Raw genomic sequence first — 26,143 nt, 5'->3', positions numbered from 1 at the left:
CGCGCGATTGACAGCCATCAGCGACCACCCCCCCGGGTGAATTCCCGCAGAAATTCATTCTGCGGCGACAGGATTACATTGGTCGGACGGGCCTTGCCATCCTCGCCCACGAAGGTCCGCTGATAGGCCTGCATGGCGCGATAGAAGTCGTAAAAGGCCGGGTCCTTGCCGAAGCTGTTGGCATAGGTGTTGGCGGCCTGCGCATCGGCTTCGGCGCGAATGATCTGCGCCTGCTTGGCACCGGTCGCCCGGATCGAACGGGCTTCCTGCTCGCGCGCGGTCTTCATCCGGTCGTAGGCGGACTGCAGCGGCGTGCCGTCGGGCAGGTCGGCGCGCTTGATGCGCACGTCGATGATCTGCACGCCATATTGCCGGGCAATGGAATCGAGATTGCTGCGGATGCTGTCCATCGCGCCCTGCCGCTCGGGGCTCAAGAGATCGGCGAAGGGCCGGCGGCCAAGTTCGTTCCGGAGCACCGAGCCGAGGATCGGCCGCAGCGCGTCGCTGACCCGCTCTTCCGACCGGGCGCGGATATACATGCGCAGCGGATCGACGACGCGGTAGCGGGCAAAGGCATCGACCTCGAGCCGCAATTGGTCGGTCGACAGCACCATCTGGCGCTCCATGTCGACGTCACGGACGCGCTTGTCGATCCACACGATGTCGTCGACGAAGGGTATCTTCATCGCGATGCCGGCGCCCTCGCCGCCGATCACCTCGCCCGCACGGGTGCGGTTGAGAATGCGGTCGGGCTTGCCGAAGCGGACGATCAGCGCCTGGCGGGTTTCGGGAACGATCACCACGCTCGACAGCAGGGTGAAGAGCAAGGCGAGGACCACGATCACCGCGATCATCGGGCGGCGGAACAGGGTATCGATCATCGGCCGGCTCCCCCGCTCTGCGCCTGGGCACCCGGTTCGGCGATCGCCGCGGCGGGCGGACGGGTCTGCTGAAGCGGCAGATAGGGGGTCACGCCCGGCGCTTCGATGATGGTCTTGTCGACGTTGGACAGGACGCGCTCCATGGTTTCGTAATACATGCGGCGGCGGGTGACCTCGGGGGCAAGGCGATATTGCTCGTAGACCTTGTCGAACGCGGTGGCTTCACCCTGGCTGAGTTGGGCCAGCTGGAGCGCGTAGGCGCGGGCCTGGTTGATGTCGCTCTGCGCCGCCTGCTGGGAGGCGCTGACCGCCTTGAAGGCGTCGTTGACGGCGGCGGGCGGGTCGGCCTGCTTGATCGCGACACCCTGGATCAGCACGCCCGATTTGTAGCTGTCGAGAATGGCCTGCATGTTTTCCTGGACGCGATTCTCGATCTCGCCGCGACCTTCGCCGATCGCGGCATCGAGGGTCACCGCCGACAATGCAGCGCGCATCGCGCTTTCCGCGACCTGCTGGATGGTTTCTTCGGGATTCTGGATCTCGAACAGGAAAAGCTCGGGGTCGCGGACATTCCAGCGAACCGAATAAGCGATGTCGATGATGTTCTGGTCGCCGGTCAGCATCAGAGTCTCGGAGGTCGTCGACCCGAGATCGATGTTGCGGATGTTTTCGACATCGACCTTCTGCACCCGTTCGAACGGGGCGGGGAGCGTCATGCTGATGCCGGGGCCGAGGGTACGGCTATAGCGGCCGACCTGGGTGACGACGCCGCGTTCTTCAGGCGCGATGCGATGGAAGCTGGTGAAGATCAGCCACAGCAGGACCACCGCAAGCAAGCCCCACGCAATCAGCGATTTGCTGGGCGGAGTGGTCATTCCGCGGCCACGGCCACCGCCGCCGCCACCGAAACGGGCGCGGCCGCGGGCGAGGAAATCGTCGAGGCTGGTGACGTTGCCGCTGGACCCGCGCGGACGCGAGGTGCCGGGCGAGCCCCACGGGCTGGACGGACCCGGGTTGTCCGAGCCACTTCCGCTGCTCGGCGGCGGAGTCGGCCCGCTGCCCGAACCCCATGGTCCCTTGTTGTCCGCAAAAAGGCCGCGCACGCGTGCCGCCCACCCCGGTGTCATGTTCATGGGGGTAGATATAGATGCAGCCCCGGCATTTAACAGTGGGGGCGACACAATGAGACCTTGTGCCGGGTCGGCGGAGGCCTAACTGCGCTTCGCATGACCCTTGATCCCTCCCTGTTCGGCGCCGACGCGGCCCGCCTTCGCTCGACCCGGCTTGCGCAAGAGGTGGCGACCCTGGTGGTCGATGCGACCGGGCTGGGCGAGGCGGAGCGGTCGGCGCTCGAGGGGCGGCTCAAGGCGATCGCCATGAGCGAGGAAGGGGTAACCGAGGTCCGGGTCGCGATGACCGCGAGCAAGGCCGCCGGCCCCAAGCTGATCGCGGTCGGCGCGGGGAAGGGCGGGGTCGGCAAATCCACCGTCTCGGTCAATCTCGCCGTCGCGCTGGCGCGGATGGGGCACAAGGTCGGGATCATCGATGCCGATATTTACGGCCCGTCGCAGCCGACCCTGCTTGGCACCTCCGAGCGACCGGAGGCCAAGGACAAGCAGCTCATTCCGGTCGAGGTCCAGGGCGTAAAGATGCTGTCGGTCGGGCAGCTGGTCAGTCCCGGCCATGCGCTCGCCTGGCGCGGGCCGATGGCGTCGGGCGCGCTGGCGCAGCTGGTCGAAGGCGACTGGTCGGGGACCGAGATCATCATCGTCGACCTGCCGCCCGGCACCGGCGACGTGCAATTGTCGCTGATCCAGAAGTCACGCCCGGTGGGGGCGGTGGTAGTCTCCACCCCGCAGGACCTGTCACTGATCGATGCCAGGCGGGCGATCGACCTGTTCGGCAAGACCAGCGTGCCGGTGCTGGGGATCATCGAAAATATGGCGGGTTATCAATGCCCGCATTGTGGGGAGACGTCCGATCCGTTCGGAAGCGGCGGGGCGGAAGCGGCGGCGGCGGAGATGGGCGTGCCTTTTCTCGGGCGCTTGCCGCTGTCGGCGAGCCTGCGCGCGGAAAGCGATGCGGGCCGGCCACCGGCGGGGGGCGAGGGGCCGGCGGCGGCTGCGTTCCGGACCTTGGCCGAAGCGATGCTGGCGCAACTTCCCTAGGCGCTGGCGACCGTCATCTCGGGGATCAGCAGGGTCGGGGCGTCGATCCCGCGGCGCAGTTCGAGGTCGCTCGCCGGCTCCAGCGTGGCGAACATCTGCTTGAGATTGCCCGCGATGGTGATCTCTGCCACCGCCGCGCCGATCTCACCGCCTTCGACCAGAAAGCCCGCCGCGCCGCGGCTGTAATCACCGGTGACCGGGTTGACGCCTTGGCCGATCAATTCGGTAACGAGGATCGCGCGCGGGACCGAGGCGAGCAATTCCTCGCGGCTCTTTGCGCCCGGCATCAGCATCAGGTTGGATGGCCCCGCGCCGGGGCTGCCGCCGACCGAGCGGCTGGCGTGGCCGGTGGGCTGGATGCCGAGCTGCCGCGCGTCGGCGGTCGTCGCGAGCCAGGTGGTCAGCACGCCGTCGGCGACGAGATCGAGCGGACGGCAGGGCAGGCCTTCGCCATCGGTTGCCCGGCTGCGCAGGCCGCGCTGGCGCAGCGGATCGTCGCGGATGATGATGCCGGGGCCGAACAGCTGCGTGCCGAGCGCATCCTGGAGGAAGCTCGTCTTGCGCGCGATGGCGCTGCCGGTGATCGCCGCGACAAAATGGCCGAGCAGCGATGAGGACACGCGCGGATCAAAAATGACGGGGCAAGCGCCCGACGCCGGGCGGGCCGGGTTAAGGCGAGCGACGGCGCGCTCACCGGCCTTGCGGCCGATATCCTCGGCGGCATCGAGGTCTTCGAGAAAGCGCGTGCTGTGCGAGGCATAATCGCGTTGCAGGCCGCCGGCGTCCCCGGCGATAACGCTGGCCGAGCAGCCGAAGTGGCTGGAGCGCACCGCGCGCGAGAAACCGGTGGAGGTCGCCAGCGCGACCAGGCTCTGCCCGCTGCTGGCCGAAGCGCCGTTGCTGTTGCTGACGCCCGGCACGGCGCGGGCAGCTTGTTCGGCGGTGCGGGCGCGTTGTTCGAGCTCGGTCAGCGGCGCGACGGTGGGATCGAACAGGCCGAGATCGACGGGATCACCGCTGCCGAGCAGCGTGGGATCGGCAAGGCCCGCATACGGATCTTCGGGGGCCTGGCGGGCCATGGCGATGGCGCGTTCGGCCAGTTCGGCGAAGCCGGCGCGGTCGAGGCTGGCCGAGGAGACGGTGGCGGAGCGATCCCCGTTGAAGGCGCGGAGCGAGACTTCAAAGGATTCGCTGTGATCGATGTCTTCGAGTTCGCCGAGGCGGACCGAGATGCCGCTCGACCGGCTGATCCCGATCATCGCGTCGGCGGCGCTGGCACCGGCGGTGCGGGCGGCTTCGACAAGGGCGACGGCGAGATCGGCGGCTTCGGGTTCGCTCAACATCGCCGTGATGTAGCGCTTACGCGGCCTGGCTCAACCCTACGGCGGCGAAACCGAGCGCCAGAAGCAACCCGGTGAAGCGGTTGGAGCGAAACAGCGCGAGCGCCTTGTCACCATCGTCGGGGTCGGCGCGGAAGGCCTGGCCGAACAGGTGCAGCGCGGCGGGGGCGAGGGCGAGAAGGGCGAGGCGTTCGGGACGAACCGACCAGATGGCGAGGCTCCACCCGATCACCGCGAGGAGATAGAAGATGCCGACCCCCAGCGCCGCCTTGCTGCCGAGGCGGCGGGCCGATGAGCGCACGCCGACCAGCGCATCGTCTTCCTTGTCCTGGATCGCGTAGAGCGTGTCGTAGCCGACCACCCAGAACACACTTGCCGCCCACAGCCACCAGGCGGCGGGGTCGAGACCCCCGCTGACGCTCGCCCAGCCGACCAAGGCGCCCCAGCTGAAGACGAGGCCGAGCCAGGCCTGCGGCCACCAGGTGATGCGTTTCATGAAGGGGTAGGCGGCGACCAATGCGACGCTGGCGATAGCGGTCAGTTGGGCGACCAGAGGAAGCTGCAGCAGCACCAACAGTCCGACGAGGCAGAGCAAGGCAATCAGCACCCAAGCAGCGCGCGGCGTGACCCGGCCGCTGGCGAGCGGACGCAAGCGGGTGCGGGCAACCTGCCGGTCGAGGTCGCGATCAATGAGATCGTTATAAGCGCAGCCGGCCGAGCGCATCGCGAACGCGCCGAGCAGGAACCAGAGCAGCAGATCCCAACGCCCGTTCACCCCGCCGAGCAGCAGCCCCCAGGCGCAGGGCCAATAGAGCAGCCAGGTTCCGATCGGCCGGTCGAGCCGCATCAGGCTGGCATAGGGCCGGGCCGCAGCGGGAAGCGCTCCGATCAGGCCGGTGCGCTCGCTATCGGGGACGATATCGATGTTTGTCACGGGCGCAGGCTTAGCCGGTCTCCCGCCAAAGCAGGAGCCCGGTTATCGCCATCAGGCCGCTTCGCGCTCCGGCGACGCTTGATTGTCGCCGCGCTTGCGTGGATGGCCGGTGGCGACGATGCCGCCCGACAGCTTCTTCACCCACGGATAGCGCGTCGCGACTTCCTCGGTGTAGCCGAGGTTGAACACGGTCGGGCTCTTCTTCGGCCGCTCGGGGCGGTCGTAGAAGGTGCCGAGCAGGCGATCCCAGAAATAGCTGGTGATCCCGTAATTGCCGCTTTCGTCGTGGAAATGATGCGCCATGTGACGCTTTTTCATCTCGGCGATGAGCTTGCTCTTGGGCTTGTAGGCGAGGTGCTGGATGCAGTGGACGAATTCGTACACGCAGGTGGTGACGAGGCCGGTCGCCAGCGCGGCCGCCGCACCGCCGATGCCGCCGATCGCATAGCCGACCGGGATCGTGACCAGGGCGATGGTCGGAAGCGTGGTGTGCAGCGCGCCGAACAGCACTTCCAGGTGGTTCGGATCCTGGTGGTGATCGTAGTGGATCCGCTTCCAGGTCGAGGCGAGGAAAGGCACCTTGAACATCCAGTTGCTGTGCAGCACCCAGCGGTGAAGGCAGTACCAGACCAGGGGATAGAGCACGAGCACGATCGCCGCCGACGCCGCCGTCTGGGCCAAGGTCGCCGGGAAATAGGCGAACACCACCAGGCTCACCGCGGTGATCGCCAGATAGCCGATGATCGCCGGATACTGAAAATACGCGACCCACAAATCCTTGAGGGTCATGCGATCGAGATAATGCGATCGCCTCCAGATACCGGGCATAACCTTGCTGTTCACGGGGCTCGACCTTGTTGCTTTGCAGAGCGGCAGGATCCCATGGGACGTACCGACGAACCTTCTTTATGCCCCGTCAATGCGGCGACAATGGGACATTTGGTCCTATTGCGGCAGCAGGGCGAGTAGCTCGTCGGGCGTACCAATCTGAATTCGTTCGCCTTTCCACGTGAATGTCGGGGTTCCGGTGACGCCTTTCAAGCGCGCGGTCAGGTCGGCGTTGGTCACCCACGCGTGATTCGCTTCGCTGGCAAGGCAGGCTCCGGCCTGCTTGGTGCCTAGGCCATGGCTTTGCGCCAAGGGCAGCAGGCCGGCGGCTCTGGCGATTTCGCTGGCGTGGCGCACCGGCCCGGCAAGCTCGGCCTCGTACAGACGGCTGCGCGCGGCTTCGTCTCCATCGGCGGCGGCGAGTGCGGCCTTGATCGCAGCCTGATTGGCCATCATCGCCTCGATAAAGGCCAGCCGCCGCGCCGGGGCGACACAGCGGGTTAGGACGGCGGCGGCGCGGTCCTGCGGGAAGATAAGGAGCGGGCGCCACGAAAAGCGCAGGGTCCCGGCCTTGAGCAGGCGATCGACCCGGCCGGTCATCGCGGCGGCGAACTGGCCGCAATGGGGGCACCCGTAGCTCGCATATTCGGCAAGAAGCGGCGCGCCGGCCTTGCCGAAGGTCCAGCCTTCCGCGCTCTCGGTCGCGACCAGCCGGCCGGCCGCAGCGGCCTTGGCCTTCGGGGCGGCGACGGCCGGCGCCGCGATCAACAGGGCAAACCCCGCCAGAAAAGCTTTCATGGCTCGATTGCTCGATCTTCTGAGTGGTTTGGCAACATTACTCTTCCGACCGGACGAGAACCGTCTCGCCGATCAAAAGGAAAAGGAGAAACGGCGCCCAGGCGGCGACGAGCGGCGGATAGGCGCCGATATTGCCGAGCGCGACGGCGAAATTGTCGACCACGAAATAGGCAAAGCCGAGCGCCATCGCGATGGCGGCGCGAAGCAGCACCTTGCCCGAGCGCGCGAGGCCGAACGCGGCCATGGCGGCGAGCAGCGGCATCAGCACGGTCGACAGAGGCTGCGAGACTTTGTGAAACAGGCCGGTTTCGGCTTCCGCAGTGCTGACGCCGGCCTGCTTCATCTCGGCGATATTGTCGCTCAGCGTCGCAAAGTTTTGGGCGTCGGGATCGACCTTGGCGAGGGTGAAGCGCTGCGGCTCGACCCCTTCCAGCGCGCGCAGGGTGGGCCGCTTTAGCACCGCATTCATGGCCGAATCGTAGATGCTGACATTCTCGAGCAGCCAGCCATTGCCGTCCGGCCGCGCGCGCTCGGCATCGATGATGCGCGAGACGGTGATGTCCTGCCGCTCGATCAGCTGGAAGCCCTGGATCCGGACCCCGGTCCCGCGGCCGGTCACGAATTTGGCATGGGCATAATCGTTGCCGGCGGTGACCCAGACATCGCTGACGATCCCGCTGTCGGGCGGCACCGGCTGGTAGTTGTTGCTGTCCCAGGCGCTGAGCTGACGGGTCCCGTTGACGACCACCAGCTCGTTAAAAGCGAAAGACGCGCCCGCGAGCAGGATGCTGGCGCCGATCAGGGGCGCGAGAAGCTGGTGCGCGGAAATGCCCGCCGCCTTCATCGCCACCACCTCGCTGCTGGAATTGAGCGTGGTGAAGGTGATGAGCGCGCCCAGCAGGAAGGAGAAAGGAAAAGCGAAGGACAGGAGCTGCGGGTAGCGATAGCCCACGTAGCGCCACAACTCGGGCTCGCCATTGCCGGCGACGGCCAGGATCTTTCCCGATTCCGACAGGAGGTTGAGCATCATCAGGACCATGCTCAGTGACAGCAGCACCGCGAGGCTGCGCGAGACGTAGAGCCAGACGGTGTACCGGGCGAGCCGCCACGACGGAAAGAAATTGAGGTTGATCACCGCGCCGCGCCCAAGCGTTTGCGAGGATTGGGCAGCAGCCGCTTGATCAGGGTCATGAGCTTTGCCCCGCCGCGTTCCAGCGCGCCGATCGGCTGCCCGCCGGGCTTGGTCGCCAGCGTCAAATACATCCACACGATCAGCCCGGCGAACAGGACGAAGGGCGCGTACATGACGATTTCGACCGGAAATTCTCCGCGGGCCCCGGCGTCCTCGGCCCATTGATTGATCTTGTGGTAGGCGACCACCATCACGATCCCGACGAAGATACCGAGGCCCGAGGTGGATCGCTTGGGCGGCACGGCCAGCGCCACGGCCAGCATCGGCAGCAGCAGCATCAGGATGACTTCGACCAGCCGGAAATGAAGGTTGGCGCGGGCCGCGAGATTCTCCGGGCCGGTCGTCGTCCCGCCATAGCTGGCGCGGAAGATCTCCGGCAAAGTCATCTCCTCCGCATCATTCTGGGCGCGGGCGCGGAAGCTGTCGACCCGCGGGAGGTTGATCGGCAGATCGTAGCTTTCGAACGCCAACGTGCGGGGGGTAGCGAAGCTCGGGTTCTGCTGGATCAGCCGCCCTTCTTCCAGACGCAGGAGGATGGTGTCGGGATCGTCGGTCGCGAGGAAGCGGCCGTGCGAGGCGGTGGCGACCACCGCGCCGCCTTTCTGGTCGTCGGCCTGCACGAACAGCCCGTGAAGCTGGGTCCCGCCTGCTTCGCTGCGATCGATTCGAATGGTGAAACGCTTGGAGAAATTGTTGAATTCGCCGACCTTGAGGCTCGCCCCGAGCGCGCCCGAGGAAAGGTCGAAACGCAGCCGTTCGTAACCGTAATGCGTCCATGGCTGGAGCCAGCCGACCAGGAACAGGTTCAGCGCCGCAAGCACGATCGCATAGGCCATCGGCACCCGCAGCAGGCGGCCGAAGCCGGTGCCGACCCCGCGCAGCGCGTCGAGTTCGCTCGAGGTCGCAAGCCCGCGGAAGGCGAGCAGGATGCCGAGCAGCAGCCCGATCGGAATGCCGAGCGCGAAATATTCGGGCATCAAGTTGGCGAGCATCCGCCACACCACGCTGATCGGTCCGCCGAGATTGATCACGAAATCGACCAACCGCAGCATCTTGTCGAGCACGAGCAGCATCGCCGCCAGGATCAAGGTGCCGGCAAGCGGAATGGCGATCGCCTTGGCAATATATCGGTCGATGAGTGGCATGAGCTTTTCGGGTCCGCCCCTCAACACCATGATTTGGCCGCAAAGCAAGCGCAACGATCACAATTGACGATGGTCCGCGTCTGCCGCCGGCTTCCTGAAGCTCGGCTGACCGGGAATTCGGATAAGCCTTTTTGGGCCTGAGGAAAGTGACCGTGATGCGTAGCCTTCCCCCATTCCGCCTGATGCCGACACGGGCGGCGGCGGCCTGTGCCCACCTTTTGCTCGGGGGCTGCGTCCGTTAATGCGCAAGGCGCGGATCGCCCTTCTCAGCAACCCCCGCTCGACCGGCAATATCTCGCAGCTGCCCCGGATCCGGGCGTTCTGCGCCGAGCATCCCGACATCTTTCATTACGAGGTCGAGCGCGCGGAACAGGTCGGTGATGCGCTGAGAACCATTGCGCTGGTGCGGCCCAAGGTGCTGGTCATCAATGGCGGCGACGGCACGGCGCAGGCGGCGCTGACCGAGCTCGTCAACGGCGGGCATTTCGGCAACGACCTGCCGCCGGTTGCGGTGCTGCCGAACGGCAAAACCAATCTCATCGCGCTGGATCTCGGTGCGCAGGGCGATCCGGTCGAGGCGCTTCGGCGGCTGCACGCAATCGCGTCGGGTGAGCTTGAGAATCACCTCGTCGCGCGGGAGCTGATCGCGCTGACCAACGCCGGGCGGCCCAAGCCGGCGATCGGCATGTTCCTCGGCGGCGCGGGGCTGGCCGACACGATGCTCTATTGCCGCGAAAAGATCTATCCGCTCGGCCTGCCCAATGGGGTCAGCCACGTCATCGCGGCGGTCGCCGTGCTGTTCCAGCTTTTCGGACTGACCGGCCGCTTCCTGCCGGCGAAGCCGATGCCGATCGAGGTCAGGGTGCGCCGGCACGACACGTTGCACGGGAAGTTCGGCCTCCTCGCCGTGACCACGCTTGAACGATTGCTGCTCAACAGCGAACTCAGGACCGATCGGACCGGATCGCTCAAGCTGCTTGCGGTCGAACATCGCTCAAGCTCGATGCTGCGCGGACTGGTCGCGGCGATGAAGGGTCAGCTCGGCCGCAAGAAGCTCGACGGGGTCCATGTCGAGGAAGCCGACGAGATTTCGATCGAAGGCGCGGGCTCGTCGGTATTTCTCGACGGCGAGATGTTCCAGGCGGGGATCGGCGACCCGATCCGCCTGACTCGTTCGCCGCCCTTGTCCTTCGTCCGGCTCGCCGCCTGATCCCATGGCCGACTTGCGGGAGTTGGTTGCCAACGAGCTGCGCCTGCCCGTTGATCAGCGGGTCGCGGCCATGGCAGCGGCGATCGCGGCGGCGCATGGATCGGCCTCGCGGGCGGTGCTGTTTTACGGCTCGTGCCTGCGCGATGTCGCGCTCGAAGGGGCGATGCTCGATTTCTACCTGATCGTATCGGATTATCGCACGGCCTATCCCAAGCGCTGGCTGGCCGCCGCCAACAGGCTGATCCCGCCTAACGTCTTTCCGTTCGCGTACGGCGATCTGGCCGCCAAATATGCGGTCTTGAGCGAAGCCGACTTCCACCGTCTGAACGGTCCCGAAACCCGCAGCGTGTCGGTCTGGGCGCGCTTTGCGCAGCCGAGCCGGCTGGTGTGGGTCGCCGACGAGAGGGCGCGCGGCCGGGTGGTCGAGGCGGTGTCGCGCGCCGCGCCGACCCTGCTCAGCACCGCGCTCTGCTCCATCCCCAACGACAAGCCGCCGCTCGACTTGTGGAAAGCGGCCTTCGCGCTGACCTATTCGGCCGAGCTCCGCGCCGAAAAAAAGGAGCGGGGCGTCAACGTCGTCGACCAGGACCCCGGCCGATACCTGCGCTTCTTCGGCCCGGCGATGGCGGCGGCGCGGGCGGCGGGCAAGCGCTGCGGCGGGTCGTGGCAGCGGCGGCGGATCGAGGGCAAATTGCTGTCAGTCGCCCGGCTGGCCAAGGCGAGCGCGACCTTTGCGGGCGGCGCCGATTATATCGCGTGGAAGATCAATCGCCACGCGGGGACGACGATCGAGCTGTCACCGTGGCAGAAGAAACACCCGCTGGTGACCGCCGCGATGCTACTGCCGAAGCTGCTGCGGAGCGGCGCGATCCGCTAGGCGCTCAGTCCGCCGCCAGAAGGAAATTGATCCGCGCGCTGGCGATCGGCGTGCTGCGGTCCTTTTGCCAGGCGAACGCTTCGACATTGGCGATGCGCGCGCCGAGCCGCTCGATCGTCGCGCCGGCATAGGTATCGCGATCCTTGCCGCCGAGCAGAAAATCGACCGTCACCGAGATCGGCTTGGGGCGGAGCCCGCGTCCTTCGAGCGCGCGGGTGAGTTCGCCGTACGCGGCAAATTCGAGCAGCCCGGCGATTGCGCCGCCGTGTAGGTAGCCGGGGCGACCCACCACGTCGTCGTGGAACGGCATCACGAACAGGCCCTTGCCATCCTCGCCCTGTTCGGCGCGCAGCTGCAGCAATTCGGCATAAGGCGGAAGGTGATCGCTCATTTCTCGCCCCCTAGCGCGTGCTTGCCCGCATTTCGCCCCCTTGTTGCGCTTGGGTGTCGGAATCCTTAGCGAGACTAGTCATGACCGACCGCGACGAACGAAAAGACCGCATCCTCCGCCTGATCGGCGACTTCAACAAGAAGGGAATCGCCGTGTCGGAAGACACGCGCTTCGCCCAGGATCTCGAATGGGACAGCCTGACAGTGATGGATTTCGTCGCCGCGGTCGAGGACGAGTTCGACATCATCATCACCATGAACCGCGCGGCCGAGATCGAGACCGTGGGCGCGCTGATCGACGCGGTCGGCGAGCTCGAGGGCTGAGCGACACATGACCGATCCCGGCATCGCCATGACCGCCGACGCGGGCAAGCCCAGCGTACGCGGCTCCGCCCCCGATCTGTTCGACAAGTTCCAGCCGCTGATCGACCAGCGCGAGGCGTTGCTGTCGACCGGCGTGACCGACCCGTTCAACCTCGTGATGGAGCGGGTCGAAAGCCCGACCGTCGCCATCTGCAGCGGCAAGCGGACGATCCTGCTCGGCACCTATAATTACATGGGCCAGACGTTCGATCCCGACGTGCTGGCGGCCGGGCACAAGGCGCTCGACGAATTCGGCTCGGGGACGACCGGCAGCCGGGTGCTGAACGGCAGCTACCAGGGCCACCGCGAATGCGAGGAAGCGCTGAAGCGTTTCTACGATATGGACCATGCGATGGTCTTCTCGACCGGCTACCAGGCCAATCTCGGGATCATCTCGACCATGGCGGGGAAGGACGATTACGTCATTCTCGACATCGACAGCCATGCCTCGATCTACGACGGCTGCGCGATGGGCAACGCCCAGATCGTCGCCTTCCGCCACAATGACGTCGAAGCGCTGGAGAAGCGGCTTAAGCGGCTCCCGGCCGAAGCGGGCAAGCTGGTCGTCCTCGAAGGCGTCTATTCGATGCTCGGCGACACCGCGCCGCTCAAGGAGATGATCGCCGTCTCCAAGGCGGCGGGCGCAATGGTGCTGGTCGACGAAGCGCATTCGATGGGCTTCATCGGCCCCAACGGTCGCGGCGTCGCCGAAGAGCAGGGCGTGCTGGACGATGTTGATTTCGTGATCGGCACCTTCTCCAAGTCGGTCGGTACCGTCGGCGGTTTTTGCGTCTCGAACCATCCCAAGTTCGAGATCCTGCGCCTCGTCTGTCGCCCCTATGTCTTCACCGCGAGCTTGCCGCCGAGCGTGGTCGCCACCGCCGCGACCTCGATCGACCTGTTGCGCGGTGCCAAGGGCAAGCGCGAGCATCTGTGGGCCAACAGCCGCCGCCTGCACGGCGGGCTCAAGGATCTGGGCTTCACGCTCGGCACCGACACGCCGCAGTCGGCGATCATCGCGGTGATCATGCCCGACCTCGAGCGCGGCGCGGCGATGTGGGAAGCGTTGCTCCAGGAAGGGCTGTACGTGAACCTCGCCCGTCCGCCGGCGACCCCGGCCGGCATGACCTTGCTGCGTTGCTCGCTCTGCGCGCTGCATAGCGAGGAACAGGTCGGTGAAATCCTCGGCATGTTCGAGGCCGCCGGCAAGCGCGTCGGGGTTATCTGACGGTCAGCACCCGCCAGTTGCCCGGCAGGTAATCGACGCTCTGGTAATAGGAAAAGGCGCAGCCGCCGCTCGCAGTATAGGCGCCGCCTTTCAGCGTGCCATAGGCGACCGAGCCGAGGAAGATCGGCGCCCCGCTGTCGCCGCGGCGGCATTCGGGGCCGCGCATCGTCACCCAGCTCGAGGTACACAGGCCCCCGCACAGGTCGCCCGGCGGGGCGAAGTCGGTCAGCTCGACCTCCGAGCAGGCATAGCCCGAGCTTTCGCCGCGCAGGCACAGCCAGTCGCCCGGCCGGGTCATCGGGCGGGTCGCCCAGGTCTGGATCGGCCGGACTTTGGTCTTGGCGGTGTCGGAATAAACCAGGGCTTCGGCCGGACCCACGCCGCCGTGGATCTGAATATCGTTCTGCGCCGCGCCCCACGCGCCCAGCATCGGCAACAAGCGTTCCTCGCCATCAGGCGCGCGCCACGTGAGCGTGTCGGGGCAGTGGGCCGCGGTGGTGATGCCGAGCTTTCCGGCACCATTGCGGACGACGAAACCGGTGGTGCAGCGGAAACGGCGGCCTTCGGCATTCGGCCCTTCGACCCGTCCGCCGCCGATCGCCGCGCTGTCGACCAGCACCGCGTCCAATCGCCGAATCCGCACCGGCAGGCCAAGCCGGGCGGCCAGCAATTTTCCGACTTCCTCGGGCGAGCGCGGATCGCTGCCGGGGCGCTGCATCACCACCAGCCCGCCCGTCACCGGATCGACGCCGGCCCCGCGATAGCCGGGTATGAGTTGCGGCAGGAGATAGCGATTGCGATCGAGCAGCCCCAGCGCGGTCGCGCGCGTGGTCGCGGCATTGACCGAAAAGCGGACGGGGATCGGCACGCCATTGGCCGTCTCGATCACATCCGCCGGCAGCTCGCCGGGGGTAAGCCGCACCAGCAGGTGCCAGTCGGGCCGATGCGCGACGCTGATCGAGGCAAGGCGGTCACGATAACGGACCCGCAGCGCATCGCTGACCACGACGCTCGCCCGCTGCTGGTCGAGCCGCCGCTGCGCTTCGTCGAGGCTCACGCCGAAATTCTTCGCATACAGACCCGCGTCCGACGCCAAGGCTTGCTCGGGTGTGAGGCGAAGCGGGTCTGCGGCCGACGCCGGTGTCGCCGCGAACAAACAGGCAAAAAGGGTCAGTTGGAAGCGCATCGTTAACCATCTGCCACTACCCGCATTAACGGGCGGTTGTGCCGCTTTGAGTCGGCAAGTAAAACTGGGGCGTGATGAGAGCGAGGACCGACGACAGCGGGTTCGACGGACGGCGCTTCGGGGCTGCGGCCGGGGCGACGGTTGCGGCGCTCATCCTGCTCGGCATGGTGCTTCTCGTCGCGATGAGCAACCGCGCGCGCGACGCGGCGCTGGAGCGCGAGCGGCATGCTTATGATGTGACCCTGCTGGTCCGCACCGTGGACGCGACGCTGGCCCGCTCCGAAAGTGCGCTCGGGCGGTTCGTGCTGGACGAGGACGTGCGGGTGTCGGGCAACATCTACGCCAACGAATGGCGGCTGGCCGGCACGCAAATCCGCCAGCTCGAACGATTGGTCCGGCGCGATCCGATCCAGTCGGAACGGGTCGGGCAGGTGGCGACCCTCTACCAGCAGCGCGGAAGCCAGTTGGCGCAGGCCGCGCTAGCGGCGTCGAGCGGGCAGGGGCAGGGCGGCCTCGCGCTTTTCTACACGCTCTCCAAGGGGAGAGAGGGGCCGGGGCCCGAGCTGCGCGCCAAGCTCGCCGAGATCGCTTCGTCCGAACGGGCGGTGCTTCGTGACAGCATGGAGCAGACCCAATTCTTTTCGGCCCGAGCCGACAAGCTGACCGACTATCTCTCGTGGCTCGGCGTGCTGATCGGGCTGGCGGCGATCGGGCTGGGGGTGGTCGCGGTGCAGGCGGTGCGGCAAAATTACCTCGCGCGGCGCGAAGCGGACACGCTGGAACAGGCGGTGGCGCTCAGGACTCAGGAATTGTCCGAAGCCAATGAAGCGCTGCGCACCGAGGCCGAAGAGCGCGAGATCGCCGAAGCGCAGCTTCGCCAAATTCAGAAGATGGAAGCGGTCGGCCAGCTGACCGGCGGCATCGCGCACGATTTCAACAACATGCTGGCGGTGGTGGTCGGCGGGATCGACCTTGCCCGGCGAAGGCTGGGCGGACCCAAGCGCGAGGTCATGCATCACCTCAACAATGCGATGGACGGGGCGACCCGCGCTGCCGCGCTGACCCGCCGCCTGCTGAGCTTCGCGCGGTCCGAACCCTTGCTGCCCGAGCGGGTACTGGCGTCCGACCTGGTGCAGGGCTTGAAGGACCTGCTCGACCGGACGCTCGGCGAGCGGATCACCGTGCGGGTCGATTCGCGCGGCGAATGGCCGATCTTCGTCGATCCCCATCAGCTCGAAAACGCGCTGCTCAACCTGGCGGTGAACGGGCGTGACGCGATGGAGGGCGAGGGCGTCATCACCATCGCCACCAGCGACATCACTTTGGCCGAGGGCGAGATCGGCGACCTTCCGGCGGGGGATTATGTGCGGCTGGCGGTGGCGGACACCGGCAGCGGCATGACCGAGGAAGTGAAGCTTCGCGCGTTCGAGCCGTTCTTCACCACCAAGGAAGTCGGCAAGGGCACCGGCCTCGGCCTCAGCCAGATCTTCGGGTTCGCCCGGCAATCGGGCGGCGAAGTGGCGATCGACAGCGCGGTCGGCGTCGGCACGGTGGTCAGCCTGTTTCTGCCCCGCACCTATGTCGAAGTCGCCGAGGTGCGAATGCCCGCGGTGTTCGGCGGCGGCCGCCCGAGCGATTTCGCGGGCGACCACAGCGGCGCCCGGATCCTGCTGGTCGAGGACGACCCGCGCGTGCGCAGCGCGACGATCGAGGCGTTGGAAGACCTCGATTACCAACCCATCGCCTGCGCCAATGCGGACGAAGCGCTGGCCGCGTTCGAGACACAGGCCTTCGATCTCGTCATCAGCGACGTCATCATGCCGGGCATGACCGGCCCCGAACTCGTTCGCAATCTCAAGCGCCGCTATCCCGAACTCGGCGTGCTGTTCGTCACCGGTTATGTCGGCGAAGGCGAGGGCGAGGATCTGAAGGGCCACGAGATGCTGCGCAAGCCATTCACTGTCGGCGCCTTGCAGGATGCGGTGGCGGCGGCGCTGAACCGCGCGGAGGTTCCGTCGCGGGCGGCTTAAAGCCGCTCCATCAATGCCTGCGCGGCGGCGGGATTGCGGACCTTGGCCCCCGAGGTGAAGAACACGAAGACGTCGCGGCCGCCCTTGGCCCAGTCGCGCACCTGCCTTGCCCAGCCGTCGAGCGCCGGAACGTCGTAGCCGGTTTCGATTTTCTCGACGCTGCGCTGAAGCCGGGCGTAGGTGAAGTCGGCGGTCTGCTCCTTAATACGGACAAACGCCTCATGATCGGCGAATACCACCGCCATGTTCCGCGACCGGGCGAGGTCGAGAAAGACCGGATCGACGAAGTTTGGATGCCGCACTTCGAGCGCATGGCGCAGCGGCAGCCCGTCCTGTGCGTCGGGGATGAGGTCGAGCCAGCGGGCGAAGTCGTCAGGCTCGAACATCTTGGTGTCGGCGAACTGCCAGTTGATCGGGCCGAGCTTGTCGCCGAGTTCGGTGAAGCCCTGCTGGAGAAAGGTGGCGATCGATCCTCCGCTGTCGGCCAGCACCTTGCGCACGGTGGAATAGCGCGAGGCCTTGAGGCTGAACTGGAAGCCGTCGGGGACGGCGTCGCGCCATTTGCGCCAGCTGGCTGGCTTCTGCCGGCCATAGGCGGTGGCATTGATTTCGATCGCGGTCAGCTGCCGCGCCGCATAGTCGAGCTCTCGGCGGTGGGCGAGGCCCTCCGGGTAGAAGACGCCGCGCCAGGGTTCGTAGGTCCAACCCCCGATCCCGACGCGGACGGTCACCCGTTCATCAGATCCGGCAGGAACGCCTCGTGCGCATTGCGCAGGTCGGCGAGGCTGATGCTTTGTTCGCCGCCGCGGTCGATGAGGTCGAAAGTGATCGCCTCGCCGCCGGTGGTGCCGACCGGAATGCTGAACAGCTGGCTTGCCGCGGCCAAGTCGCGCACGCGGTCGGGCTGGCTGGTCGAGACGATCGCGCGGCCCTGGTCCTCGCCGAACAGCATGGCGGCCGGATTGGCGATTTCGGGGACGACCGTCATGGTGAAGCCGGTGCTGCCCGCGAGCGCCATCTCGGCCATCGCCACCGCCGCGCCGCCGTCGGCGCAATCGTGCACCGCGCTGACCAGGCCTTCGGCGATGAGCGAGCGAAGTAACTCGCCGAGCCGGCGCTCGACCGCAAGATCGACCGGCGGCGGCGCACCTTCGCGGCGGCCGTGGCAAAGGTCGAGCCACAGCGATTGGCCGACATGGCCCTTGGTGTGGCCGAGCAGGACCAGGGTCTCGCCCTCGTTCCTGAGTGCGATGGTCGCGCTCTTTTCCCACTCGGGCATCAGGCCGACCGCGCCGATCGCGGGGGTGGGGAGGATGGCCGACCCGCCGCCGGTCGCCTTGCTTTCGTTGTAGAGCGAGACGTTGCCGCTGACGATCGGGAAGTCGAGCGCGACGCAGGCGTCGCTCATGCCGTGGAGGCAGCCGGTGATCTGGGCCATGATCTCGGGCCGCTGCGGGTTGGCGAAGTTGAGGCAGTTGGTGACCGCCAGCGGCGTCGCGCCGACCGCGCTGATGTTGCGATACGCCTCGGCGATCGCCTGCTTGCCGCCTTCGAATGGGTCGGCATAGCAATAGCGCGGGGTGCAATCGGTGGTGATGGCCAGCGCCTTTTGCGAGCCGTGGACGCGGACCACCGCCGCATCGCCGCCCGAGCGCTGTACCGTGTCGCCGCCCACCTGGCTATCATATTGCTCCCAGATCCAGCGCCGCGAGGCGAGGGCGGGGGAGGCCATGAGCGTCTTCAGATCGCCGACGAGATCGGTGCCGTTCGGCACGTCGCCCAGCGGGGCGACCTCGGCCCACGCCTGATATTCTTCAGGCGACAGCGACGGGCGGTCGTAGAGCGGGGCTTCGTCGGCGAGCGGGCCGAGCGGGATGTCGGCGACGGTCTCGCCCTTCCAGACCAGTTCCATGTGGCCAGTGTCGGTGACCGTCCCGATCACCGCGAAATCGAGTTCCCATTTGTGAAAGATCGCTTCGGCCTCGGCTTCGCGACCGGGCTTCAGGACCATCAGCATGCGCTCCTGGCTTTCGGAGAGCATCATCTCGTAGGGCGTCATGCCGGTTTCGCGGCAGGGGACGGCGTCCATGTCGAGGCGAATGCCGACGCCGCCTTTGGACGCCATTTCCACTGAAGAAGAGGTCAGCCCCGCCGCACCCATGTCCTGGATGGCGACGATCGCATCCGACGCCATCAGTTCGAGGCACGCTTCGATCAGCAGTTTCTCGGTGAAGGGATCGCCGACCTGGACGGTGGGGCGCTTCTCCTCGCTGTCCTCGCCGAAATCGGCGCTTGCCATGGTCGCGCCGTGGATGCCGTCACGGCCGGTCTTGCTGCCGACGTAGACCACCGGATTGCCGATGCCGGCGGCGGCCGAATAGAAGATCTTGTCGGTCTTCGCGACGCCGACGGTCATCGCATTGACCAGAATATTGCCGTTGTAGGCCGGGTCGAAATTGGTTTCGCCGCCGACGGTCGGCACGCCGACGCAATTACCGTAGCCGCCGATGCCCGCGACCACGCCGGCGATGAGGTGGCGCATCTTGGGGTGCTTGGGATCGCCGAAGCGTAGCGCGTTCAGATTGGCGACCGGTCGCGCGCCCATGGTGAACACGTCGCGCAGGATGCCGCCGACCCCCGTCGCCGCGCCCTGATAGGGTTCGATGTAGGAGGGGTGGTTGTGGCTCTCCATCTTGAAGATGGCCGCGTCGCCGTCGCCGATATCGATCACGCCCGCATTCTCGCCCGGACCGCAGATCACCCACGGCGCGGTGGTCGGCAGCTTCTTGAGGTGGATGCGCGAGCTTTTGTAGGAGCAATGCTCCGACCACATGACCGAAAAGATGCCGAGCTCGGTGAGGTTCGGCTCACGCCCAAGCGCATGGAGGATGCGGCTGTATTCGTCGGTGGAAAGGCCGTGTTCGGCCACCTGTTCGGGCGTGATCTCGGACATGAGCGGCGCCTTAGCGGGGCGCGGCTCACTAGCCAATCCGCAAGGAGGGGCTGCGCGCTTAACGAAGCGCGGCGGTGGCAGCGACGATGGCCGGCCGGGACCGGACCTGCGGCGACCGGGACGCGGCCGCCATTCGCACCTTCAGGCGGCGACCCGCGCCCGCGTCCATCGCGAGCCGGTAGCGTTCTTCCAGCAGGGCCTGGCGAACCGCGGCGATCGGCGTCGCGACGTTGGCGCGTTCGGTCGTGAACGCCTCGGCCTCGTCGGTCGCAATGGCGCCCGACTGGATCGCATAGGCGATCAGCCGCCGGCCCTTGCGGGCGATCAGCGGACTGCCCGAAGAGCCAGGCTGCGCCGCGCAATCGTTGAGGAGGCCATAGGAATGCGCGACCCGAATGCGGCAGGTGGGATCGGCGACTAAGCGGTCGCGATCCAGGGGAAAGCCGACGGCGGTGAGCTCGAAACCCGTCTGGAGAAGAAGCACGGGCCGGGTCGCCGCCTCGTCGGCGAGTTCGAGCACCGGCCCCTTGCGCTGGCAACGGTCGAGTTGAAGCAGCAGCCAGTCGTCACGGTACCCGTGCTGTTCGCGCTCGACGTGCCCGGCGCGGACCGCGCGCGCGCCGACCTGGAAGCGGCCGAAGGTCAGCGTCACGGACGCGCCGAGCGGGCTGGCGACCGTGCTGACGAGGTGCTGCGAGGTGACCGCGAAGCATCTGTCGACCAGAAAGGCGGTTGTCTGGCGATTGCCGTAGAGGGCGGTGCCGACGGCTCGGCTCTCGGCACTTCGCGACGACACCGCCGTGCGGTCGTCCGAGCCGAAAATGGCGGCGGTGCCGATCGTCGATTGCAGCAGTGCGAAAGCGAAGAGCAGGATGCGCATGACCATTCCTCTGTCGAGGAAGGTCTAGCCGCCAGTTCTTACCAGCAGGTTTAGGGCGTTATAGCGCTGGTCTTCAGCCGAGTAGTCGAGGCCAAAGAGGAACCCCGGCGGGTGAGCGCCGGGGTTCTGAAGGGTTCGAGGGAATGCCGGGCTCAGGCGCGGCAGGTGATGGCGCTTTCGCCGGGGACGGTGACCTGGACGCTCGACGCATCCTTGGTCCCGCTGACCGCAGCACCGTCGGCGCCGGTGTAGGGGCCGGTGCCTTCGGCCGGCGCCGTGGTGACGGTGGATTCGACCGTGTCCGCGCCGACCCGGAAGTTGGCGCCGGCGGGCTTGCCGCCCTGTTCGGTCCAGTCGATCTCGACCACCTTGTTGCCGTCGCAGCGATAGGTCTTGCTGGCGGCGATCGATGGGGGAAGCTCGACCGGGGCGGCGTTGGCGATTTCATTCGCCATCGTATCGGTGGGCCCCTGCTGGACAATGGTATGACCACCGTCGTTGCAGGCGGAGAGCGTGAGAGCGGCGCCGAGCGCCAGGAGGAGGGGAAAGCGAGTAGTCATCAGGGGCCTTTCGCGGGCGCAACATGAACCGTCAATGGCGAACACTTGCAAAGCCCAACGGTTGCCATAGTTTGAAGGCATGGGGGTGGGAGGAACCGCAATTCAGCGCATCCGCTATGGCCTGACGGGCCTGGCCTTTGTCTTCTTGATGGTGTTGATCGGCACCGCCATCACCAGCAACGAGGAAAAGCCGGAGCCCAGCAACGAGGTTACCAACCTTGCCGAACCGCCGAGCGATCCGCTGGCGGAGCTTGGCGTGGCGCCCGGTTCGGGCGCGGAAAACGTGGCCGACCCGCCGCCCAAGCAATGATGCGGGGACTGACCCTGGTGCTGGCGGCAACGCTTGGCGCCTGCGATAGCGGCGGCGCGTCGCAAGCCGGTGCGGCCAAGCCGGAACTCGCGCTGCTGACCAGCCTGCCGATCGCGTTCGGCGAAAATTTCGGGCTCGAAGCCGCCCGCAATCCCTTGCTGGAAGATCTCGAGAGCCGCTTTACGGTGGTTCCGGTCGATGGGCCCGAGCAACTGCCGCGCCAGGGTCTTCTTCTGGCGGTCCAGCCGCAGGCGATGACCGCCGAACGGCTGGTGGCGCTCGACAAATGGGTAAGGGACGGGGGGCGGCTCGTACTGATGAGCGATCCCGTGCTGCGGTTCGACAGCGAGCGCCCGCTTGGCGACCGCTTTCGTCCGCCGCTGCGCTATCCCGATACCGGGCTGCTTCAGCATTGGGGGCTAACGCTCGACGATGCGGTGGATGATCGGTCCGAGCCGGGCGAGACCGATTTCGGGCGCGGGATCACGGTCAGCGCGGCCGGCCTCGGCTCCTTCACCCGGGCCGGCGGAAATTGCACGCTGTCGCCGACCCGGGCGGTGGCGCGGTGCCGGATCGGCAAGGGCTATGCGACCCTGGTCGCCGACGCCGACATTGCCATGGCGCCCGAGGCTGAGCGGCGCGAAGCCGTGCTGAAATTGCTCGGCGAACTGACCCGCTGAATAAAAGGCCATGGGTGGCCGTGGGCCAGCATGGAAAAGCCGTGGGATTCGCTGGCATTTTGGTGTTCACAGACTTATCCACAGCCCTTGAAGCGAGAACGAGAGGAGAACGTCAGGACATTACTGGTGCAGGAAAGCCGCAGAAAACCGCCCAAATCCAGTTTCGCCCACGTTTTCCCATGATATCCCATTGAGTCCCATGCCCTCCCGCGTTACACACAGTCTGTAGCGCGGGGCTGATCCCATTGTTGTTGGGCCGGCGGCGGTGCGTGGCGAACCCACGTTCCGGCGGACGGGAGGGGTTTGTCCACCGCGCGAGGGGAGTTTTTCGCGGTGGCATTGGAGCATCTGTTCCAGGGAAGTGCCTTGAACGGGGTCGACGCCAAGGGTCGCGTCTCCGTTCCCGCTTTCCTGCGCTCCGTGATCGAGCGCCGCGGCGACTCCCGCACCATCGTCCTTGCCAAGCACGAGACCTTTCCCTGCCTCAGCGCCTATGATCCCGCCTACGCCGCGCTGAAGCACAGCAAGATCGAGCGCCTGCTGGAAAAGAACGAGCAGGAAGATGGCGCCCAGCTCGCTTATCAGCAGAGCAATCTGCTCGCTTTCGCCGTCAGCGAAGAAACGCCCTACGACAGCACCGGTCGCATCCTGATCCCGACCATGATGCGCCGCAAAGGCGGGATCGCCGATCTCGCCCTGTTCCTGGGGGTCGGCGAGACCTTCCAGATCTGGAACCCGCAAACGCTCCTCGGCGATGATCGCATCCCCGAGGATCTGAAGGACGTCTGCCGGTATCGGCTCGAGGAACGGGGGCTCGCATGAGCGGGAATCCCCCCTCCGTTGCTCAAGGTGACCTAACGCCCAAAACGGGTCACCTGCCGGTACTGGTCGATGAAGTCGTCGAAGCGCTCGCTATTGCCCATGGCGAAACGCACGTCGACGGCACGTTCGGGGCTGGCGGTTATACCACCGCCATGCTCCGGGCGGGGGCGGGACGAGTGATTGCCTTTGACCAGGATCCGGATGCGATCCGCAACGGGCCCTCACTCGTCCCGGATCCCAGGCTGACCCTGATTCACGAGCGCTTTTCGCGCATGGCCGACGCGTTGGCCGAGCGCGACCTGCTGCCGGTTGACGGCGTGACGCTGGATATTGGCGTCAGCTCGATGCAGCTCGACCAGGCGGCGCGTGGCTTTTCCTTTCGCGAGGATGGCCCGCTCGACATGCGGATGAGCCAGGATGGCCCCAGCGCGGCCGATTTCCTCAACACCGCCGACGAGGCCGAGATCGCTCGCGTGATCCGCGATTATGGCGACGAGCCGAAGGCCCGCGGCCTTGCCCGCGCCATCGTCGCCGCGCGGCCCTTGTCCCGCACGTCCGAGCTGTCGGCGATCTGTCGCAAGGTGCTCGGCTGGCACGCGGGCATGAAGACGGATCCCGCGACCCGCACCTTTCAGGCGATCCGCATCCACGTGAACGCCGAGCTGGCCGAGCTCGAGGCCGGCCTCGAAGCGGCCGAGCGCGCTCTGAAGCCCGGCGGACGGCTCGCGGTAGTGACCTTTCACAGCCTCGAGGACCGGATCGTGAAGCAGTTCCTGCGCACCCGCAGCGGTGCCGCGCCGGCCGGGTCGCGTCACCGCCCGATGCTCGACGCCGGCCCCGCGCCGACCTTCCGCGCGGTCGCCAAGCCGGTCGCGGCCAGCGAGGCCGAACTGGCGATCAATCCCCGGGCCCGCTCGGCGCGACTGCGCAGCGCGGTTCGTACCGAAGCCCCTTATCTCCCCCGAAAGGCAGCCTGAGCGATGCGTGGTTTTCGTGAAGTCGGCTGGGTCGCGGCGGTCGCCGGTACGGCGCTCGGCTGCTACATGGTCAGCCTCAAGGTCGCGTCCGAGCGCGCGGCGCTAGAGCAGGTCGAGAACAGGATCGTGCTCGCGCAGCGCGACATCCGCGTGCTCCAGACCGAGATCGGCACTCGCGGCCGCCTCGAGCAGCTTGAAAGCTGGAACGTCAAGGTGCTGGCGCTGTCGGCGCCGCAGGCGCAGCAATTCCTCGAAGGAGAATTCCAGCTCGCGACGCTGGCCGCGCCGACCAAGAAGATCGATCCGTCGGCGCCGATCGTGCTGGCGTCGGCCCCGGCGCCCGCGCCGCAGCGCCCTGCGCTCGCCGACGACGATGGCGGCGAGGCCAAGGCGGGTCCGACCGCGCGCGACCTGATGCAGGTGGCGAGCTACAAGCGTGAAGCGCCGCAAGCCCCTGAAAAAACTGTGGATAAGGCGCCCAGCATCAAGCCGCAGCCGGTGAAGCTGATCACGGCTCCTGCTAAGCCCGTCGCGGTGATCAAGGCCGAGGCGGCGCCCAAGGCGCCGGCGGCCAAGGTCGCCGAAGCCAAGGTCGCGGCCAAGACCGACACAAAGACCAAGACCAAGACCTCCGCCACCCCGAGCCAACCCAAGGACGCCAAAGCCCGGCAATGAACGCTCCGACCCCCGCCCTTGTCGCCCGGCCCGAGCGCTTGAAGCTGGTCGGCCAGAGGCGCCAGCTGCTCGGCATTATGCACCAGCGGCTGATGGTCGGAATGCTGATCTTCGGCGCGGTGATCCTCGCCATCGTGCTTCGGCTGACCTGGCTCGGGCTGTTCGGCGATCATGCCGGACGCCAGTCGATCGCGTCGACCAGCCTTCCTTCGCGCGGCGACATTGTCGACCGTGATGGGCAGCCGCTCGCCCGCACCATCGACAGCTGGACCGTGGCGCTGCAGCCGTCGAAGGTGATCGGCGACAAGAAGGCGCTCGCGGTCGAATTGTCGCGGCTGATGCCCGAAAAGGATCCGGCCGGCTGGCTTGCCGAGATCAATTCGGCCAAGAAATTCATCTATCTGCGCCGCCGCGCCGCGCCGCGGCTGGTGCAGGCGCTGAACGCGCTGGGTGAGCCGGGCATTGCCTTGAGCCGCGAGCCCGACCGCCTGTATCCGCAGACCGATCTGGGCGCCCACGTGCTCGGCTCCACCAACATCGACGGCCACGGCGCGTCGGGAATGGAGCGGGCGATGGATGCCGCGCTGTCCGACCCCGCCAAGCGCGGCGAGCCGCTGGCCCTGTCGATCAATGCGCGGGTCCAGCAGGCGCTGGAGCATGAACTGCTGGCGGCCAAAACCCAGTTCAGTGCGCTGGGCGCGGCGGGCGTGCTGCTCGACATTCACACCGGCGAAGTGCTGGCGATGACCAGCCTGCCGCAGCTCAATCCCAACGTCGCCGGCAACATGAACGAGGAAGCGCGCTTCAACCGCGCGACCCTGGGCGTGTTCGAACTGGGATCGACCTTCAAGCCGTTCACCGTTGCCATGGCGCTCGATACCGGAGCGGTGAAGTCGATGGGGCAGATCTACCCCTGCTACGACCGCTTCCTGCGGCCCAACGGCCGCGCGGTCACCGACACCCATCCGTTCGGCCGGCCCTGCTCGGTCGCCGAGATCATGATGGAAAGCTCCAACATCGGCACCGCGCAGATCGCCGGGCAGGTGGGGACCGATCCGATGCGCAAGTTCCTCGAAGGCATGGGCTTCCTAGGCAAGGTCGAGGTCGAATTGCCCGAGCGCGCGCGTTCGCTGACTATTCCCAAGGCGAGCTGGGACCTGTCGACCACCATGACGGTCGGCTTCGGCCACGCCATTGCGGTCACTCCGCTGCACCTCGCGATGGGTTATGCGACGCTTTATAATGGCGGGATCTATCGTCCGGCGACCCTGCTCAAGGTCGATCGCGGACATCCCGTGGCCAAGGGCCGCAGGGTGTTCAGCGAGGACACCAGCTACAAGATGCGCGCGCTGCTGCGGCTCGTGGTGACCAAGGGCACCGGCAAGAAGGCGGATGCGATCGGTTACCGTGTCGGCGGCAAGACCGGCACCGCGGAAAAGATCATCGGCGGGCGTTATTCCAAGACCGTCAACATCACGAGCTTCGCCGGCGTGTTCCCGATGGACGAGCCGCGTTATGCGATGGTGGTGATGCTCGACGAGCCCAAGGGCACGGCGGACACCTATGGCTTCCGCACCGCCGGCTGGAACGCCGCGCCGACCTTCGGCAAGGTGGTGTCGCGGATCGCGCCGATGCTGGGCGTGCGTCCCGACATGAAGCGCGACGCCAACATGAGCGAAGTGCTTCCCTTCGTCCGCGAAGAAAAGTAGCCGCTTC

26 protein-coding genes are annotated in these 26,143 nt (G+C 66.8%); 12 read left to right on the top strand and 14 right to left on the bottom strand.

What is annotated here, in order from left to right:
• Positions 1 to 17 precede the first annotated feature (17 nt).
• Entirely contained in the window at positions 18 to 878 is an 861-nt protein-coding gene (gene hflC / locus V6R86_RS00855; protein WP_425335971.1) for a protease modulator HflC, read from the bottom strand.
• A complete protein-coding gene (gene hflK / locus V6R86_RS00850; RefSeq protein WP_425335970.1) occupies positions 878 to 2,008 on the bottom strand; it encodes an FtsH protease activity modulator HflK in 1,131 nt (376 codons plus the stop codon). The genes hflC and hflK overlap by 1 nt, the downstream gene beginning before the upstream one ends.
• Before the next feature lie 99 nt (positions 2,009 to 2,107).
• On the opposite strand from hflK, the gene V6R86_RS00845 reads away from it, so the two are divergent.
• Entirely contained in the window at positions 2,108 to 3,049 is a 942-nt protein-coding gene (locus tag V6R86_RS00845; protein ID WP_338501205.1) for an Mrp/NBP35 family ATP-binding protein, read from the top strand.
• On the opposite strand, the gene V6R86_RS00840 is transcribed toward V6R86_RS00845, so the two are convergent.
• From V6R86_RS00840 to lptF, 6 genes are all read right to left on the bottom strand, one after another.
• Entirely contained in the window at positions 3,046 to 4,392 is a 1,347-nt protein-coding gene (locus tag V6R86_RS00840) for a TldD/PmbA family protein (protein WP_338501204.1), read from the bottom strand. The two genes, V6R86_RS00845 and V6R86_RS00840, sit on opposite strands and share 4 nt — an antisense overlap.
• 16 nt (positions 4,393 to 4,408) lie before the next feature.
• Positions 4,409 to 5,323 (bottom strand): 4-hydroxybenzoate octaprenyltransferase, encoded by a 915-nt coding sequence (gene ubiA / locus V6R86_RS00835; RefSeq protein WP_338501202.1) that lies wholly within the window; start codon positions 5,321 to 5,323, stop codon positions 4,409 to 4,411.
• 51 nt (positions 5,324 to 5,374) lie between these two features.
• Positions 5,375 to 6,151 (bottom strand): sterol desaturase family protein, encoded by a 777-nt coding sequence (locus V6R86_RS00830; protein WP_338505352.1) that lies wholly within the window; start codon positions 6,149 to 6,151, stop codon positions 5,375 to 5,377.
• Between the two features lie 117 nt (positions 6,152 to 6,268).
• On the bottom strand, positions 6,269 to 6,949 hold the full coding sequence (locus V6R86_RS00825; protein WP_338501201.1) for a DsbA family protein: 681 nt from the start codon (positions 6,947 to 6,949) through the stop codon (positions 6,269 to 6,271).
• A 37-nt stretch (positions 6,950 to 6,986) separates the two neighbouring features.
• Positions 6,987 to 8,084, bottom strand: coding sequence for an LPS export ABC transporter permease LptG (gene lptG, locus V6R86_RS00820; RefSeq protein WP_338501200.1), 1,098 nt, complete (start codon positions 8,082 to 8,084; stop codon positions 6,987 to 6,989).
• The gene (gene lptF, locus V6R86_RS00815; RefSeq protein ID WP_338501199.1) at positions 8,081 to 9,286 is read right to left on the bottom strand and encodes an LPS export ABC transporter permease LptF; all 1,206 of its coding nucleotides are present in this window, start codon (positions 9,284 to 9,286) and stop codon (positions 8,081 to 8,083) included. Before lptF ends, lptG begins: the two co-directional genes overlap by 4 nt.
• 241 nt (positions 9,287 to 9,527) lie before the next feature.
• Between lptF and V6R86_RS00810 the strand changes: the two genes are divergently transcribed.
• Complete coding sequence (locus V6R86_RS00810; protein ID WP_338501198.1) at positions 9,528 to 10,496, top strand: acylglycerol kinase family protein; 969 nt, start codon at positions 9,528 to 9,530, stop codon at positions 10,494 to 10,496.
• 4 nt (positions 10,497 to 10,500) lie between these two features.
• A complete protein-coding gene (locus V6R86_RS00805) occupies positions 10,501 to 11,373 on the top strand; it encodes a hypothetical protein (RefSeq protein ID WP_338501197.1) in 873 nt (290 codons plus the stop codon).
• A gap of 4 nt (positions 11,374 to 11,377) precedes the next feature.
• Here the strand turns inward: V6R86_RS00805 and V6R86_RS00800 are convergent, their stop codons facing one another.
• Positions 11,378 to 11,764 carry a PaaI family thioesterase gene (locus tag V6R86_RS00800; protein WP_338501196.1) on the bottom strand — a complete coding sequence of 129 codons (387 nt, stop codon included), beginning with the start codon at positions 11,762 to 11,764 and terminating at the stop codon, positions 11,378 to 11,380.
• An 80-nt stretch (positions 11,765 to 11,844) separates the two neighbouring features.
• On the opposite strand from V6R86_RS00800, the gene V6R86_RS00795 reads away from it, so the two are divergent.
• The gene (locus V6R86_RS00795; protein ID WP_338501195.1) at positions 11,845 to 12,087 is read left to right on the top strand and encodes an acyl carrier protein; all 243 of its coding nucleotides are present in this window, start codon (positions 11,845 to 11,847) and stop codon (positions 12,085 to 12,087) included.
• A gap of 28 nt (positions 12,088 to 12,115) precedes the next feature.
• On the top strand, positions 12,116 to 13,354 hold the full coding sequence (spt, locus tag V6R86_RS00790) for a serine palmitoyltransferase (protein ID WP_338505350.1): 1,239 nt from the start codon (positions 12,116 to 12,118) through the stop codon (positions 13,352 to 13,354).
• Here spt and V6R86_RS00785 read toward each other — a convergent pair.
• The gene (locus V6R86_RS00785) at positions 13,347 to 14,411 is read right to left on the bottom strand and encodes a hypothetical protein (RefSeq protein ID WP_338501194.1); all 1,065 of its coding nucleotides are present in this window, start codon (positions 14,409 to 14,411) and stop codon (positions 13,347 to 13,349) included. The genes spt and V6R86_RS00785 overlap by 8 nt on opposite strands.
• A gap of 203 nt (positions 14,412 to 14,614) precedes the next feature.
• Between V6R86_RS00785 and V6R86_RS00780 the strand changes: the two genes are divergently transcribed.
• Positions 14,615 to 16,570 carry a response regulator gene (locus V6R86_RS00780; RefSeq protein ID WP_338505348.1) on the top strand — a complete coding sequence of 652 codons (1,956 nt, stop codon included), beginning with the start codon at positions 14,615 to 14,617 and terminating at the stop codon, positions 16,568 to 16,570.
• Here V6R86_RS00780 and V6R86_RS00775 read toward each other — a convergent pair.
• The 4 genes from V6R86_RS00775 to V6R86_RS00760 form a co-directional block, all read right to left on the bottom strand.
• Entirely contained in the window at positions 16,567 to 17,301 is a 735-nt protein-coding gene (locus V6R86_RS00775; protein WP_338501193.1) for a DUF72 domain-containing protein, read from the bottom strand. The two genes, V6R86_RS00780 and V6R86_RS00775, sit on opposite strands and share 4 nt — an antisense overlap.
• Positions 17,298 to 19,523 carry a phosphoribosylformylglycinamidine synthase subunit PurL gene (gene purL, locus V6R86_RS00770; protein WP_338501192.1) on the bottom strand — a complete coding sequence of 742 codons (2,226 nt, stop codon included), beginning with the start codon at positions 19,521 to 19,523 and terminating at the stop codon, positions 17,298 to 17,300. Before purL ends, V6R86_RS00775 begins: the two co-directional genes overlap by 4 nt.
• A 58-nt stretch (positions 19,524 to 19,581) precedes the next feature.
• Positions 19,582 to 20,403 (bottom strand): trypsin-like serine peptidase, encoded by an 822-nt coding sequence (locus V6R86_RS00765; protein WP_338501191.1) that lies wholly within the window; start codon positions 20,401 to 20,403, stop codon positions 19,582 to 19,584.
• Positions 20,404 to 20,555: 152 nt separating this feature from the next.
• Entirely contained in the window at positions 20,556 to 20,963 is a 408-nt protein-coding gene (locus V6R86_RS00760) for a hypothetical protein (RefSeq protein ID WP_338501190.1), read from the bottom strand.
• Positions 20,964 to 21,048: 85 nt separating this feature from the next.
• Between V6R86_RS00760 and V6R86_RS00755 the strand changes: the two genes are divergently transcribed.
• From V6R86_RS00755 to V6R86_RS00730, 6 genes are all read left to right on the top strand, one after another.
• On the top strand, positions 21,049 to 21,273 hold the full coding sequence (locus V6R86_RS00755; protein ID WP_338501189.1) for a hypothetical protein: 225 nt from the start codon (positions 21,049 to 21,051) through the stop codon (positions 21,271 to 21,273).
• Positions 21,273 to 21,953 (top strand): DUF4350 domain-containing protein, encoded by a 681-nt coding sequence (locus V6R86_RS00750; RefSeq protein ID WP_338501188.1) that lies wholly within the window; start codon positions 21,273 to 21,275, stop codon positions 21,951 to 21,953. The genes V6R86_RS00755 and V6R86_RS00750 overlap by 1 nt, the downstream gene beginning before the upstream one ends.
• Before the next feature lie 366 nt (positions 21,954 to 22,319).
• The gene (locus V6R86_RS00745) at positions 22,320 to 22,775 is read left to right on the top strand and encodes a hypothetical protein (RefSeq protein WP_338501187.1); all 456 of its coding nucleotides are present in this window, start codon (positions 22,320 to 22,322) and stop codon (positions 22,773 to 22,775) included.
• Positions 22,772 to 23,752, top strand: a complete 981-nt coding sequence (gene rsmH / locus V6R86_RS00740) for a 16S rRNA (cytosine(1402)-N(4))-methyltransferase RsmH (RefSeq protein ID WP_338501186.1) — start codon at positions 22,772 to 22,774, stop codon at positions 23,750 to 23,752. The genes V6R86_RS00745 and rsmH overlap by 4 nt, the downstream gene beginning before the upstream one ends.
• Positions 23,753 to 23,755: 3 nt before the next feature.
• Positions 23,756 to 24,427 carry a hypothetical protein gene (locus V6R86_RS00735; protein ID WP_338501185.1) on the top strand — a complete coding sequence of 224 codons (672 nt, stop codon included), beginning with the start codon at positions 23,756 to 23,758 and terminating at the stop codon, positions 24,425 to 24,427.
• A complete protein-coding gene (locus V6R86_RS00730) occupies positions 24,424 to 26,136 on the top strand; it encodes a penicillin-binding protein 2 (protein WP_338501184.1) in 1,713 nt (570 codons plus the stop codon). Before V6R86_RS00735 ends, V6R86_RS00730 begins: the two co-directional genes overlap by 4 nt.
• Positions 26,137 to 26,143 lie beyond the last annotated feature (7 nt).

This window comes from Sphingomonas kaistensis, assembly GCF_036884275.1.
Lineage (GTDB): Bacteria > Pseudomonadota > Alphaproteobacteria > Sphingomonadales > Sphingomonadaceae > Sphingomicrobium > Sphingomicrobium kaistense_A.
This window is presented reverse-complemented; position numbering and strand designations above follow the sequence as displayed.